This is a genomic window from Streptosporangium sp. H16 (genome assembly GCF_051918855.1).
Taxonomy (GTDB): domain Bacteria; phylum Actinomycetota; class Actinomycetes; order Streptosporangiales; family Streptosporangiaceae; genus Streptosporangium.
On sequence record NZ_JBPXMD010000001.1, the window covers coordinates 193,744 to 206,879 of the forward strand.

Consider the following 13,136-nt stretch of genomic DNA (forward strand, 5'->3'; position numbering starts at 1 on the left):
ACCGGTAGCATCCCAGGTGACCATACATCGACGAGGGATAGTGAGCGCGACCGTGAGCACCGACGACAAGATGAGGGTCCTCGTCTACAGCGACGACGCGAGCACCCGCGAGAAGGTGCGGCAGGCGATCGGCCGCCGCCCCGCCGGCGACGTGCCCCTCGTGGAGATCGTGGAGTGCGCCACCCACGCCAAGGTCGTCCAGCACTTCGACTCCGGGGAGATCGACGTCGCGGTGCTCGACGCCGAGGCGCAGCCGGCCGGCGGCATGGGCGTGGCCCGCCAGGCCAAGGACGAGGTCCACGACTGCCCGCCGATCTGCCTGCTGATCGCCCGCCGCGACGACCGCTGGCTGGCCGAGTGGTCGCGGGCCGAGGCCGTCGTGCCGCAGCCGATCGACCCGGTCGTCCTCGCCGAGACCGTCGCCGACCTGATGCGCCGCCGCCTGTCCACCCGCCTGTCCGCCCGGTAGACCCCCCGGAAACCCCCCTGGAGACCTCCATGGACGCGCGCACCACCTGGCCCGCGCTGTTGTCCGCCCTGATCGCGGGCGAGCACCTGACGGCCGACGAGGCCGCCTGGGCGATGAACCAGATCATGTCCGGCTCCGCCACGTCCGCCCAGATCGCGGGCTTCGCGGTGGCGATGAGGGCGAAGGGCGAGACGGTCGCGGAGGTGACCGGCCTGGCGCGCACGATGCTGGAGCGGGCCACCCCGCTGTCGGTCGAGGGCCCCGTCGTCGACGTCGTCGGCACCGGCGGCGACCGGGCCCACACCGTCAACGTCTCCACCATGGCCGCGATCGTGGCCGCCGCGGCGGGGGCCAGGGTCGTCAAGCACGGCAACCGGGCCGCCTCCTCCTCCTGCGGCGCCGCCGACGTCCTGGAGCACCTCGGGATCGTGCTCGACCTGGCCCCGGCCGACACCGCCAGGGTCGCCGTCGAGGCCGGGATCGCCTTCTGCTTCGCGCCGGTCTACCACCCGGCGCTGCGCTTCGTGGGCCCCACGCGCAAGGAGCTCGGCGTCCCCACGATCTTCAACTTCCTGGGCCCGCTGACCAACCCGGCCAGGCCCGCCGCCCAGGCGATCGGCATCTTCGACGCGGGGATGCTCCCCACCGTCGCGGGCGTCTTCGCCGAGCGAGGGGTCTCCGCGCTGGTCTTCAGGGGCGACGACGGGCTGGACGAGCTCACCATCGCCACGACCTCCACGGTCTGGGTGGTGCGCAGGGGCGCCCTCGAGAAGGTCGTCTTCGACCCGGCGGCCCTCGGCATCCCCAGGGCGGCGCCCGACGCGCTGCGCGGAGGGGACGTGGTGTTCAACGCCCAGGCCGTCCGCGACCTGGTCGGCGGCAGGACGGGGCCGGTCCGCGACGCGGTGCTGCTGAACGCCGCCGCCGCGCTGGTCGCCCTCGACGGCGCGGGCGAGGGCGCGGACGACGGTGCCAGTGACGGTGCCGGCGACGGTGCCGGCGACGACCTGAACGCCGCGATGGCCGCGGGGTACGAGCGCGCGACGAAGGCCGTCGACTCCGGTGCCGCGGCCGAGACCCTCGACCGCTGGATCGAGGTCAGCCGGGCACTGAAGTCGTCCTGACCTTCGCCGGGGAGGGGGCCGGGCGAGGCCCCGGCCGCCTCGCCCGCCAAGGCCGTCTGGGCGGCGTCGTCCCGGACGGCCGGAGGCGTTCCGGCCCGCGGCCGGGAACCGTCCCGGCCGGGCGGCCCGAGTCGCCACGGCGCCGGAGGTCCTCCTCTCGTGGGCGGATACAAGATCCGCCCACGAGGGGATGTAGCGCCCCGGGCGGCCGTTCTAGATTGCGGCCATGTGGCGTGCCGACCTCCTGACCGGGCAGATGTTCCCCATCCTGCTGTCGTGCGCGACGCTCGTCCTGTGCGTGGCCGTGGCGGGCCTGGTGCGGGAGCGCAGACTCCTGCTGCTGAGGCTCAGGTCCTGGGAGACCAGGTTCGCCGACCAGGGGGAGGCGCTGGCCGGCGCCCAGCTCGCCCAGAGGCGGGCGCGCATCGCCCGCGAACTGCACGACGTCGTCGCCCACGGGATCAGCATGATGACGCTCGGGGTGGGCGCCGGTCGAATGATCATGGACAAGGACCCCGAGCGGGCCAGGGAGACCCTGAGGGTGGCCGAGGAGTCGGGGCGCCAGGCACTCGTCGAGCTCCAGCGCACCCTGGCGCTGCTCGACCTCGACGGTCTCTCGGCCGGCAGGACGCCCCAGCCCAGGCTCTCCGACCTGCGCGACCTGCTCGCCGGGGTCAGGGCGCGGGGCCTGCGGGTGGACGTGGTCGAGGACGGCAGGCCCGCCGAGGTCGGGCTCGCCCTGGAACTGGTGGCCTACCGCATCGTCCAGGAGGCGCTCGACAACACCCTGCGGCACGCCGGTGCCCGCTCGGCCCGCGTCACGCTGCGCTGGCGGCCGGGTCTCCTCGACGTTCTCGTACGGGACGACGGCAGGACCGTCCCCGCGGCGGCCGCGGGGCACGGCCTGCTCGGCATGCGCGAGCGGGCCGCCCTCTTCGGCGGGACGCTGGCGGCCGGCACCCTGCCCGGAGGGGGGTTCGAGGTGCGGGCGCGGCTGCCCACCGCGGGCGAGACCGGCGGCCGTACCGGCGAGGGTGACGTCACCGTCACGGCGCGCCTCGGGCCGCGCCGGCCCGGGTGAGGCGGCCCCCGCCGGACCCGCCGGGCCGTGCCCGGGTGTCGGCCCGGGTGAGGATCAGTCGGACTCGCCGAGGCCGATCGAGAAGGCGGCGTCCAGGTCGTGCCGCGAGTAGGCGCGGAAGGCGACGTGGGTCTCGGTGTGCAGCACCCCGTCCACCTTGTTGATCCGGCCGGGGACGACCTCGGCGATCTCCTCGTAGGCGGGGACGCGGACCATGGCCAGCAGGTCGTACTCCCCGGTTATGGAGTAGACCTCGCTCACCCCGTCGATCTCGGCGACCGTCTGGGCGACCTCGGAGATCCGGTCCACCTCGGCGTTGATGTGAACGATCGCGGTGACCACGAGCTTCCTCCTCGTTGAGTGCGGCATTTCGTCTCAGAAGCTATCAGCGCGGACGTCAGCGCAGCGGGCGGCCCTCGCGCGCCCGGCGCGGCTCGACCGTCTGGTAGGCGCGGTCGATGCGGGCCTTGAGCCGCCCCGCGCCCGAGACGGGCAGGCTCCAGGTGCCCTCGACCTGCACCAGCCGCACCCCGGGGGTCTCCAGCCAGCGCAGGACGCACTCGGTCTCCTCGGCGCTGGCCGCGTGGACCGGCCCGGGGCCCGGCGGCACCGTCTCCGCGGTGGCGGTCAGCGCCTCGACGAACGGGGTGGGGTGGGCGCCCTTCGGCATCACCCCGGCCGAGGCTAGCCGCCCGTACCGGATGACGTGGATCTCCCAGGCGCCGCTCGGCAGGGGGGCGGCGGCGACCATCTGGGAGATCGCGGTCAGCGACCGCAGCCGCTGCATGCGGGCCGAGGTGCGGATGTAGGAGGCGAGCCGGTCGCGGTCGGCCGCGGCCTCCTCGTAGCGCTGGTCGAGGGCGAGCCGCTCCATCCTGGCCTCGATCGCGGAGAAGACCGGGGCCGCGTCCAGCTCCATCGCCCGGCGGGCCGCCACGACGTGCACGGCGTACTCGCCGGGGCTCTGGCGGCCCTCGCACGGCGCCCCGCACCTCCCGATCTCGGCGAGGGCGCAGGCGGAGCGCCTGGTGCGCGGGGTGATCCGCTCGGTGCACTGCCGCAGCGGGATCGTCTCGTGCAGGGCCGTGCGGGCGTCCTCGGCGGCGCGGATGCTGTTGAACGGGCCGAGGTAGGAGGCCTCGTCATCCCTGACCTCGCGGACGACCGACAGGCGGGGGAACGGCTCGTCGGTCAGCTTGAGCCAGAACATCTTCTCGGGGAAGCGCGACCTGCGGTTGTAGCGGGGCTTGGCCGAGCCGATCAGCCGCAGCTCCCTGACCTCGGCCTCCAGCGAGGTCGCGCAGGCGATCGACCTGACCCGCGCGGCGATGCCGATCATCTCGCGGACGCGCGGCCTGGTCTCGCTCGCGGTGAAGTAACCGCGCACGCGGTTGCGCAGGTTGGTGCTCTTGCCGACGTAGAGCGGGTCGCCGCCCTCGTCCTCGAACACGTAGACGCCGGGACCGGCCGGCACAGAGTCGGCCAGGTGCCGCTTGCGGCGCTGCTCGGGGGTGGGCGCGCGGACGAAGCCCTTGAGCTCCTCCAGCGTCTGCACCCCGAAGGAGCCCGCCCGCTCCAGCAGGGCGTGCAGCACGTCGACGGTGGCCCGCGCGTCGGCGAGCGCGCGGTGGCAGGGCTCGGTGTGGCTGAAGATCTTGGCGAGCGTGGACAGCTTGCAGTTGGGCGCCTCGTCGCGGGTGAGCAGCTTGCGGGCCAGGTCGACGGTGTCGACCACCTGGTGGGCCGGCGGGGGATAGCCGTGCGCGGCGCAGGCCGCCCTGACGAACCCCAGGTCGAAGCCCGCGTTGTGCGCCACCAGGGTGGAACCGGCCGCGAACTCCAGGAAGGACGGCAGCACCGACTCGATCCTCGGCGCCGCCACCACCATGCTGTCGGTGATGCCGGTCAGCACCGAGATGAACGGCGGGATCGGCGAGCCGGGGTCGACCAGGGTGGCGAACTCGCCGAGCACCTCGCCGCCCCTGACCTTGACCGCCCCGATCTCGGTGATCGCGTGCTCGCCCGCCGAGACGCCGGTGGTCTCCAGGTCGAACACGACGAAGGTGATCTGGCTGAGCGGGGTGCCCAGCTCGTCGAGTGTTCCCTGCACGGCGTAGTCCACGATTCACGACCATAGAAGCCCCGACCGACATTTACCGCACCGGGCCATCCCGGGCCGGTGCGCGCCGGTACCGGGAGAGCCCGCGCCCTCCGGCGGCCGCGAGGGCCTCCTGGGGGCCTCCTGGGGGCCTCAGCTCCAGTGACTCCCGTCCAGCATCCGTTCGAGGAGGGCCCGGTGCATCACCAGGTCGTCGGGGTCGTCGGGCATGGCCTGCTCGCCGAAGTGGACCTGGCGCTGCCGGACGCGGGCCATGATGATGCCGTGCCTGAGGGCGGCGTACGTCTCGTAGAACTCCATGTCCCGGGGCTTGTATCCCGTTATTTCGTGGTACGTCTGGCAGACGTTCTCGCGCCGCATGAAGTCGGGCATCCCCGGCAGTTCCATGAACTCGGTGATGTCCTGGAAGAAGGTGTGCAGGAAGATCATCCAGGAGATGTCCAGCTCGCGGGGGGCGATCGCGGCCATCTCCCAGTCGAGCACCGCCACCGGGGTGAAGTCGCGGTACATCACGTTCCCGATGCGGGCGTCGCCCCAGTTCAGCACGTCGGGCCCCGGATCGGCCGGCCAGTGCTCCTCCAGCCAGCCGAACGCCCGCTCCAGCAGCGGGACGGGCATCGAGCCGTGCGCCCACTCGTAGTAGGCCCGCTGCTCGTCGACGTGCCTGCGCAGCGCGGTCCCGCCCGTCCCGGGGATCTCCAGGGGGCGCAGTTCCTCGGCGGTGAACGGGGCGTCGTGCAGCGTGGCCAGGATCTCGACGCTGCTCCGCTGCAGCCGGTCGCGGTCGGCGGGGGAGGCGTCCAGCAGCCAGCTCCCGAAGGTGTAGGGCATCACGTCCGGCGGCACGTCGCCGCTGAGCCGCTCCATCACGAAGAACGGGGCGCCCAGCCGCCCGGGGTCGGGCTCGTACCACAGGGCCCGGGGCGCGAGCACGCCCGCGCGCTCCCTGACCATCCGCATGACCTCGTACTGCCTGCCGAGGTCGTAGCCGGGGAAGACCGGCACCGCCTCGGCCGCCGGGGCCATCCGGGCGACGCACGCGAGGTCGTGCCCGCCCTCGGCGGAGGTCCAGGAGGCGTCGAAGAGCAGGGTCTCACTGGACATGCCGTTGCCCGAGGGGCGGGACAGCGGGGAGACGGCGACGGGGGAGCCCACCCTTCCGGCGAGCCACGAGCCCATTCGCTCCCGCAACTCCTCGAGGTCGCGGGTCGATGTCCGCAGGCTCTTGTCGGCCTGCCGGCCGGGCTCGTTCGTCGGCTCGTCCATCGCGCTCTCCCGGGTGGCGTGCGTCACAAGGCGATCCGCACAGTCGTAACCCACCAGCAAGCGCTTGTCCACAAAGCGTTCACGGGCTCGTCGGCCACCGGTCGACTCCCGGTCAGGTCGGGGTCAGGGTGCGGTAGCCGTACCCTTGACGTGAAGACCGATCCGAGTAGGGGCCGTGATGAGTTCAGCCGGAGAGGGCCTGTCTCGTCCGTTACCCGAGCAGGTTCGCTTACATGTCGTGGAGCTGGCCTCCCAGATTCTCGGTTCGATGCCCGCCGCCTCGGTGCCGCTGCCCCTGAAGGGGATCGCCAGGTTCGACCCCCGCAAGCGGGCCAGGCTGGGCGGGGCGCCGATCGCCGCACAGCTGGAGACCGACAAGAAGTTCCGCGAGCTGGTCGCGGAGACGCTGACCGAGGGCTGGCCCGAGCTGGTCGCGAGCCTCGCCGAGGGCACGGTCCCGCCGGCCGCCGAGCCCGTCATGGTGGCCGCGGCCGCCTACCTGACCCGGCCGCCCGGCTGGGTGGACATGGTGGAGACGGCCCGCGCCGACCTGGAGCGGTCGGCCGCCGTGGCCGAGGGCTCGGCGCAGGAGCAGACGGTATCCCGGCTGCGCGAGCAGCTGGCCGCCCAGAAGACCGCGGCCAAGGAGGAGTCCGAGCGATTGCGCGAGCAGCTCAAGACCTCGCGCTCGGAGGTCTCCGACCTGCGCCGCAGGCTGCACGACGCCCGTGAGCGGACCAGGGCGGCCGAGGCGCGCGCCGCCGCCGCCCAGGAGGTGGCCGACGAGGCGCGCGCCGCCGCGCTCTCGGCGGGGAGCACGGTGGAGAGCGAGCTGCGCCGCCTGCGCGAGCGGCTGGCCGACGCCGAGCGGCAGCTGGAGTCGACGCGCAGGGCCGCCCGCGAGGGCCGCAGCGTGGAGGACACCAAGGTGCGCATGCTGCTCGACGCCCTGCAGGACGCCGCCGCCGGGCTGCGCAGGGAGCTCGCCCTGCCCTCGGGCATCCACCGTCCCGCAGACTCGGTGGCCTCGGTGGCGCCCGGCAGGCAGGGGGTCCAGGCGGTTCCCGCGCGGGCGCTCGCCGACGACGACCCCGCCCTGCTCGACCAGCTGCTCGCGCTGCCGCAGATCCACCTGATCGTCGACGGCTACAACGTGACCAAGACCGGTTACGGCACGTTCACCCTGGCCGACCAGCGCACCCGCCTCCTCACCGGTCTCGGCGCGCTCTACGCGCAGACCCGCACCGAGCTGACCTGTGTCTTCGACGGCGCCGAGCTGAACGGGCCGGTCCCGGTGTCGGCACCCAGGGGGGTGCGCGTGATGTTCAGCGCCCCGAACCAGATCGCCGACGACCTGATCCGACAGCTGGTCCGCGCCGAGCCCGCGGGGCGTGCGGTCGCGGTGGTCTCCTCTGATCGCGAGGTGGCCGAGTCGGTCCGCAGGATGGGCGCCAGGCCGGTGCCCTCGGTGCTTCTTCTCCGGCGTCTGGGGCGCGCGTAAACCTTTCGCGGTCGCCGAGCATCGGATCACCCAGGAGGTTTGATTCGATGAAGAAGATCATAACGCTCGCCCTCGCCGTCCTGGCCGCCGGAGCGACCGTCACCACACCCGCGGCGGCCACGACGGCCGCCATCCCCAAGGGTTTCCTGCTGTACGAGAAGGACGCCGCCAAGAAGGACGACGACCCCGAGACCAACTGGCAGGTCGGCAACTCGGCGAAGGCCAGGCTGGCCGTCAACCCGTGTGACAGGAGCACGCTGGCCGCGACCGGCCGGGTGGCCGCGCGGACGGTGACCTTCACCGGCGTGCCGGACTTCATGAAGGTCGAGCAGGTGATCCTGTACGGTTCGCGGGCCTCGGCCGCCTCGGCCGTCGCCCAGGTGCGCGCCGCCCTGACCAGGTGCGGGGCCAGGACCGGCTCGGGTACCGGCTACCGCTACGCCTCCTCGCGCCTGACCGGGCTCGGCGACGAGGCGCTGAGGATCTCCGGGCAGGTCTACTACGGCAGGAGGGCCGGGGTGGGCGGCGACCGGAGCGTGCTGGTCAGGAAGGGCAACGCCGTCCTGGTCTACCTCTGGGCGGGCGAGTACGCCAAGCCCGCGAGGAGCGACTGGACCGTTCAGCTGCGTGACGCCAGGAAGATGACCGCCAAGATCTGCGCCATCGCCGCCTGCGGGTAGCGCGACCGGGCGGGGTCCGGGGCGGGCCGCTCCCCGCTCCCAGGGGCCGGAGCGGACCGCTTCCCGCGAAGGCGGACCGCCCCCGTGGCCGGGGCGCCGCCGCTCGCGAGACGGGCGCCGCCGGTCGCGGGTAAAGGGGTTCACCTGCAATTAAGGAGCAAACCCGGCGAAAAGGTGAGTCAATCATTACTTCTTCTGTACTATTCGCCGCAGGTCTGGTGCAGTCGGGAGGCGTTGACGTGGCCGTGGCGGGTTTGCCGGTTGGACTGATTCGGATACCGGTGGCGGCCGGGCTCGCTCTCGCGCTGCTGACGCTGCCGGTGGGCGGAGCGTCCGCCGAGCCGAGGCCGACGGCCGCCCAGGCCAAGAAGAAGCTGGAGAAGCTCAACGAGCAGGCCGACCAGGTCGTCGAGAAGTACAACCAGGCCTCGGAGAAGTGGAAGCGGGCCAGGAAGAAGTACAGCACGCTCAACGAGGACCTGACCCGCCAGAACGAGCAGGTCGCCGGGCTGCGCAAGGAGCTCGTCACGATGGCCGTCAGCACCTACCAGGTCGGCGTGGTCAACGGCTGGGAAGGCATGATCTACCAGGCCGATCCCGGCGCCCTGCTGAGCGGCCTGGCCGCCGCCGACCAGATGTCCACCTCCCGCGCCCAGTCCCTGAACGCCTTCGACGAGGCCACCAAGGCGCTGCGGACCAGCCGGGACCAGGCCAAGAAGGCGCTGGCCGAGGCCGACGAGACGCGTGACGAGCTGGCCAGGGAGAAGGCCAAGGCCGACAAGATGGTCAAGGCTCAGACGAAGATCCTGCGCGAGCTCAACGCCTTCAGGACGGGCAACCCCGAGAGCGCCGGGATCCAGTACAACGGCTCCGCCTCGGGCAATGCCCGCGCCGCCCTGCAGTTCGCCTTCGCCCAGGTCGGCAAGCCCTACCAGTACGGTGGCACGGGCCCCGGCGGCTGGGACTGCTCCGGCCTGGTCCAGAGCGCCTGGCGCAGCGGGGGAGTCAGCCTCCCCCGCACGACCTGGGAGCAGTGGAGCTGGGGCGCGAGCCGCAAGGTCTCGCTGAGCGAGCTCCAGCCGGGCGACCTCATCTTCAGCGAGGGTCTCGGCCATGTCAGCATGTACGCGGGCAACGGCCAGATCGTGCACGCCCCGCAGACCGGCGACGTCGTCAAGGTCGTCCCGCTGTCCGCCTACGGCCGCCGCATCGTCGGAGCCGTCCGCCCCTGACCGCGCCGGGCCCGACCCCGTTGTCGCCATTGGCCCCGTATCTCACTCCCCGGCTCGTGCGACGTGCCGGTGGCGATACCGCGACGCGCCCGCTCGGGTGACGGCGATCCGGGCGGGTGAGCCCGCCTGACCCGGCGACGCGTCACACGGCGAACGGGTAGGTTTCCGGCGGCTCTCCCTCTTCCCAGCCGGCGGTCCGTTCGAGAGGCTCCACGGCTCGCGTCTCGTCGATGTGGATCACGGCGTCGAACTGCTCGGAGACGCGGGTCTGGAAGTAGTGGCTCCGCCGCTCGGTCTGCGGGCGGTATATGACGCCGATCGCCCGCTCCAGGCGTGCCTTGCGCAACACCTCGGCCACCCGCGGCGCGGTACCGAACGAGAGGAGGAACTCCTTCTCCCCCACCTCGTGGTGGAGCTCCTCGATCGACTCGGAGAGCGCCGGCCGCACTCGCTTGCGCTCGGCCGGTCCACCCCAGTCGTCTGCGGCGGTCACCGTGCCCGTGTAGGTGGTGAAGCCGATGAGACGGCAGTCGCCGGGATGCCGTTCCCGCACCAGCTGGCCGATGGTGACCTCACCGCGGGCCGCGGCCTCGGTCGCGCGCGCGTCGCCGACATGGGAGTTGTGCGCCCACACGACGATCTTCGCAGGGCTGCCCCGTCGGCGGCTCAGGTGGTCGGCCAGTGCCTCCAGGGTCTCCACCATGTGGCGATCACGCAGGTTCCAGGAGGAGACCCGCCCGCCGAACATGGTGCGGTAGTACTTTTCCGCGGCCCTGACCACCCGGGCGTTCTGCTCGGTGTAGAACAGCTCGTCCTCGGCGAGCAGCCCGTCTCGCCGCGCGTACTCCAGCGCATGGCGCTGTAGGTCGACGAGCTGCTCGACCACCTCCCGCTCGCACGACTGGCCCGCCCCGTAGGCCGCCGCGAAGCCGTAGGCCTGGCCGTCGTCGGCTGAGCGGTGGTCGAAACAGGCGTAACGCTCGCGGGCGCGGGACGCGGCGGCCGGATCGATCCGCTCCAGGGAGGAGATGACCTCGTGGATCGACCGGTGGAGACTGTAGAGGTCCAGCCCGTAGAACCCCGCCTTCGACCGCTCGCCCCCGGTGATGTCGTCGTTGTGCTCGCGCAGCCACCCGGCGAAGTCCAGCACCACCGAGTTGCGCCACATCCAGGCCGGGAAGCGCTCGAAGCCGCGCAGCGACTCCTCGGCGGTCGCGTCGTCGCTCCGGGCGTGGACGTAGCGGTTCACCCGTAGGCGTCCGGCCAGTCGGCCTCCGCCGCCACGGCGCAGAACCCCTTCTCCTCGATGAGCCGCCGCGTCATCCGCGCGCGCGCCGCGTAGAACTCGTGGGTGCCGTGGGAGGCCTCGCCGATCAGCACGAAGCGCGCGTCGCCGACCAGATCGAACAGCAGGTGATCATCCGGTGCGCCGTCCTCGGTGGGACGCGCCTCCAGCCGGATGACGGCCACGTCGGGGACCGCCCGCGCGCCCGTCGCGGTCGGATGTGACCTCGACGCGGCGCGGAGAAGGTCGCCTACCTCCTCGTCGGTCGTCTGAGAGAAGTCCCAGTATGACTGCCCGACTGCGAGGAAGGGCGACGGCGTGGTGGCGCAGACGACCTCGTCCACCACGGCGGCGAGATCCTGGCAGGTGGACTCCGGCGCGGCCGGCACGGCGACGACGGTCCTGGCGGGCCGGGAGCGGCGCAGGGCGTTCAGGGCGGCCCACATGCTCGCACCCGTCGCGAGGCCGTCGTCCACCACGATGACGGTCCTGCCCGCGAGGTCCGGTGGCGGGCGCCCCTCACGATAGGCCTGCTCTCGCCGGAGCAGTTCCCGTCCCTCGCGCTGGGCGACCTGCCGGATGGTCTCCGGCGGTATGTCGAGGCCCCTGACGATGTCCTCGTTGATGACGATCACCCCGCCACTGGAGATCGCCCCCATCGCGAGCTCCTCCCTTCCGGGAGCGCCGAGCTTGCGGACGAGGAAGACGTCGAGCGGGGCGTCCAGGGCCGTGGCGACCTCGTACGCCACCGGTACGCCACCCCGGGGCAGCCCCAGGACGACGACGCCGGGCCGGCCCCGGTACTTCTCAAGGAGACCCGCGAGTACCCGGCCCGCGTCGTGTCGGTCTTGGAACAAGCGGTTCGACATTGCTACCGCCCCCTTGAGGTGACGTGCCCGCCATACCCAACCCAAAATCCCTCAAACAGGTACATATCCCTCGCGCTTGATGGTGCTGTGACGCCCCCGACGATCGGGGAGGGCCCTTCTGGCCGGGGGGTGGAACGCCGCCGGATTCGAGATCGCCGAGGCGGACTTGCGGAAGTCGATCTACGGCGCATGCACGTGCGCCGGGCGCTGGGAGCGTCCGGCCGGCCGCCCCGGGAGGGTCCACTCGCGGGGCTCGAACCTGGATCACGAAGAATGTGATGAACATTACAAAATCGTGATTTGTCGGGTGTGATGTCGAGGGTGTGACGAGAGTCATATCTCAATAGCATAAATAGCTATTAAGCAGGGGTAACAGGAAGATCAATAGGGGTGTCCGTGCTCCCGATTTGGCGAATGCTTTGCCGAAAGTTGGAGATCGGGGTAACTTCTGGCGTCGCGACGTGCAAGCCACGCCGTCGCGGCGAATGTCGGTCTTCGGGCCGGTGTCCCTATAGAAATCCAACCGGCCGCCGCGCCCCCACCCGGGGGCAGGGCTCATCGCGGCGGCCCGCCGAATCTATGCAGCCAGGAGGCATGGAACCGGGGACCCAAAAGGCCCGATACAGCGTGGCCAGGGGTGAATCGGCGCGTTTGTGCCGTAGGGCATCTTCCAAGCCCGAATCCGTCAGCTAACCCGGTAGGCATCAGTGGAAGTCCCAAGGAGAAATCCTGTCTACCACCCCGTACAACCCCCGTCTGTCGCGCCTTTTCCGCCTTTCCCTCGGCGGCATCGCCCTCACCCTGACCGCCTCAGCCGGAGCGGTCACCCTGGGGTCCACGGCGGCGCAGGCGGTGGACGGCCCCTCCGAGATACTGGTCAACAGCGTGGCCGGGGTCTCAGAGAAGGCCGGGAGCACCAAGAAGACCGCCTCTCAGGCCGGGACCAGGGCCAAGGCAGAAACCAAGGCCAAGGTCAAGGTCAAGGTCAAGAAGAGCAGGGCGGCACTGCAGAAGGTCCGGGCCGGTAAGGCGGTCTCGGCGGCCAAGAGGCAGATCGGCGATCCGTACCGGTGGGGAGCCTCCGGTCCCGGAGCGTTCGACTGCTCGGGGCTCGTCCGGTACGCCTGGCGGAAGGCGGGCGTGTCCCTTCCCAGGATCACGCACAGCCAGTACAGGTCGATCAGGAAAAAGGTCTCGTGGAGCAACTTGCGCCCCGGTGACCTGCTGTTCTTCAGTGGAAAGGGCCATGTCGGCATGTACGTCGGCAAGGGCAGGATGGTCCACTCGCCGAGCAGCGGCAAGACGGTCCGTGTCGTGAGGCTGGCGGGCTACTACAGGTCCTCCTTCGCCGGAGCGGTACGGCCCGGGGTCTGAGCCCCGTACGGCGCCCGGCACCCGCGTGAGCACGGAGCCCAGGCACGGAACCTGAGCCCGAGCCCGCGTCGGGGCACGCGCTCGAGCACATGCCCGAGCACGCGCCCGAGCACGGAAAAGCGGCCCCGGCCCTCCA

Annotated in this window: 12 protein-coding genes and 1 riboswitch; of the genes, 7 read left to right on the top strand and 5 right to left on the bottom strand. The window is 71.7% G+C overall.

Going from position 1 to position 13,136, the window contains the following annotated elements; translation table 11 throughout:
- Positions 1-70 precede the first annotated feature (70 nt).
- From ACTOQ2_RS00880 to ACTOQ2_RS00890, 3 genes are all read left to right on the top strand, one after another.
- Positions 71-469 carry a hypothetical protein gene (locus tag ACTOQ2_RS00880; protein ID WP_344917239.1) on the top strand — a complete coding sequence of 133 codons (399 nt, stop codon included), beginning with the start codon at positions 71-73 and terminating at the stop codon, positions 467-469.
- Between the two features lie 29 nt (positions 470-498).
- Positions 499-1,593, top strand: a complete 1,095-nt coding sequence (gene trpD / locus ACTOQ2_RS00885; protein WP_440097714.1) for an anthranilate phosphoribosyltransferase — start codon at positions 499-501, stop codon at positions 1,591-1,593.
- A 226-nt stretch (positions 1,594-1,819) separates the two neighbouring features.
- On the top strand, positions 1,820-2,674 hold the full coding sequence (locus ACTOQ2_RS00890; protein ID WP_440097715.1) for a sensor histidine kinase: 855 nt from the start codon (positions 1,820-1,822) through the stop codon (positions 2,672-2,674).
- Between the two features lie 54 nt (positions 2,675-2,728).
- Here ACTOQ2_RS00890 and ACTOQ2_RS00895 read toward each other — a convergent pair whose 3' ends face one another.
- The 3 genes from ACTOQ2_RS00895 to ACTOQ2_RS00905 form a co-directional block, all read right to left on the bottom strand.
- Complete coding sequence (locus tag ACTOQ2_RS00895) at positions 2,729-3,016, bottom strand: Lrp/AsnC family transcriptional regulator (protein ID WP_440065255.1); 288 nt, start codon at positions 3,014-3,016, stop codon at positions 2,729-2,731.
- A 55-nt stretch (positions 3,017-3,071) separates the two neighbouring features.
- Positions 3,072-4,796, bottom strand: a complete 1,725-nt coding sequence (locus ACTOQ2_RS00900; RefSeq protein WP_440097716.1) for a DEDD exonuclease domain-containing protein — start codon at positions 4,794-4,796, stop codon at positions 3,072-3,074.
- A gap of 129 nt (positions 4,797-4,925) precedes the next feature.
- Complete coding sequence (locus ACTOQ2_RS00905) at positions 4,926-6,059, bottom strand: phosphotransferase family protein (RefSeq protein ID WP_440097718.1); 1,134 nt, start codon at positions 6,057-6,059, stop codon at positions 4,926-4,928.
- 178 nt (positions 6,060-6,237) lie between these two features.
- Here ACTOQ2_RS00905 and ACTOQ2_RS00910 point away from each other — a divergent pair, with 178 nt between their 5' ends.
- The 3 genes from ACTOQ2_RS00910 (at position 6,238) to ACTOQ2_RS00920 (ending at position 9,472) form a co-directional block, all read left to right on the top strand.
- Positions 6,238-7,560: an NYN domain-containing protein gene (locus ACTOQ2_RS00910; RefSeq protein ID WP_440097719.1), complete on the top strand. Its 1,323-nt coding sequence runs from the start codon at positions 6,238-6,240 to the stop codon at positions 7,558-7,560.
- A gap of 47 nt (positions 7,561-7,607) precedes the next feature.
- Positions 7,608-8,240, top strand: a complete 633-nt coding sequence (locus ACTOQ2_RS00915) for a hypothetical protein (RefSeq protein WP_440097720.1) — start codon at positions 7,608-7,610, stop codon at positions 8,238-8,240.
- Between the two features lie 245 nt (positions 8,241-8,485).
- Entirely contained in the window at positions 8,486-9,472 is a 987-nt protein-coding gene (locus ACTOQ2_RS00920) for an NlpC/P60 family protein (RefSeq protein WP_440097721.1), read from the top strand.
- Positions 9,473-9,614: 142 nt separating this feature from the next.
- Here the strand turns inward: ACTOQ2_RS00920 and ACTOQ2_RS00925 are convergent, their stop codons facing one another.
- Both ACTOQ2_RS00925 and ACTOQ2_RS00930 read right to left on the bottom strand, forming a co-directional pair.
- The gene (locus ACTOQ2_RS00925; protein ID WP_440097722.1) at positions 9,615-10,721 is read right to left on the bottom strand and encodes an erythromycin esterase family protein; all 1,107 of its coding nucleotides are present in this window, start codon (positions 10,719-10,721) and stop codon (positions 9,615-9,617) included.
- Positions 10,718-11,614: a phosphoribosyltransferase family protein gene (locus tag ACTOQ2_RS00930; protein ID WP_440097723.1), complete on the bottom strand. Its 897-nt coding sequence runs from the start codon at positions 11,612-11,614 to the stop codon at positions 10,718-10,720. Before ACTOQ2_RS00930 ends, ACTOQ2_RS00925 begins: the two co-directional genes overlap by 4 nt.
- Before the next feature lie 571 nt (positions 11,615-12,185).
- A riboswitch (cyclic di-AMP (ydaO/yuaA leader) is annotated at positions 12,186-12,345 on the top strand.
- A gap of 133 nt (positions 12,346-12,478) precedes the next feature.
- Between ACTOQ2_RS00930 and ACTOQ2_RS00935 the strand changes: the two genes are divergently transcribed.
- Positions 12,479-13,000 (top strand): C40 family peptidase, encoded by a 522-nt coding sequence (locus ACTOQ2_RS00935; protein WP_440097724.1) that lies wholly within the window; start codon positions 12,479-12,481, stop codon positions 12,998-13,000.
- Positions 13,001-13,136: the final 136 nt, after the last annotated feature.

Excerpts from the sequence above, each read along its gene's own strand:
- ACTOQ2_RS00890 (WP_440097715.1), top strand. The coding sequence starts at position 1,820 with ATGTGGCGTGCCGACCTCCTGACCGGGCAGATGTTCCCCATCCTGCTG.
- ACTOQ2_RS00880 (WP_344917239.1), top strand. The coding sequence starts at position 71 with ATGAGGGTCCTCGTCTACAGCGACGACGCGAGCACCCGCGAGAAGGTG.
- ACTOQ2_RS00910 (WP_440097719.1), top strand. The coding sequence starts at position 6,238 with ATGAGTTCAGCCGGAGAGGGCCTGTCTCGTCCGTTACCCGAGCAGGTT.
- ACTOQ2_RS00905 (WP_440097718.1), bottom strand. The coding sequence starts at position 6,059 with ATGGACGAGCCGACGAACGAGCCCGGCCGGCAGGCCGACAAGAGCCTG.
- trpD (WP_440097714.1), top strand. The coding sequence starts at position 499 with ATGGACGCGCGCACCACCTGGCCCGCGCTGTTGTCCGCCCTGATCGCG.
- ACTOQ2_RS00915 (WP_440097720.1), top strand. The coding sequence starts at position 7,608 with ATGAAGAAGATCATAACGCTCGCCCTCGCCGTCCTGGCCGCCGGAGCG.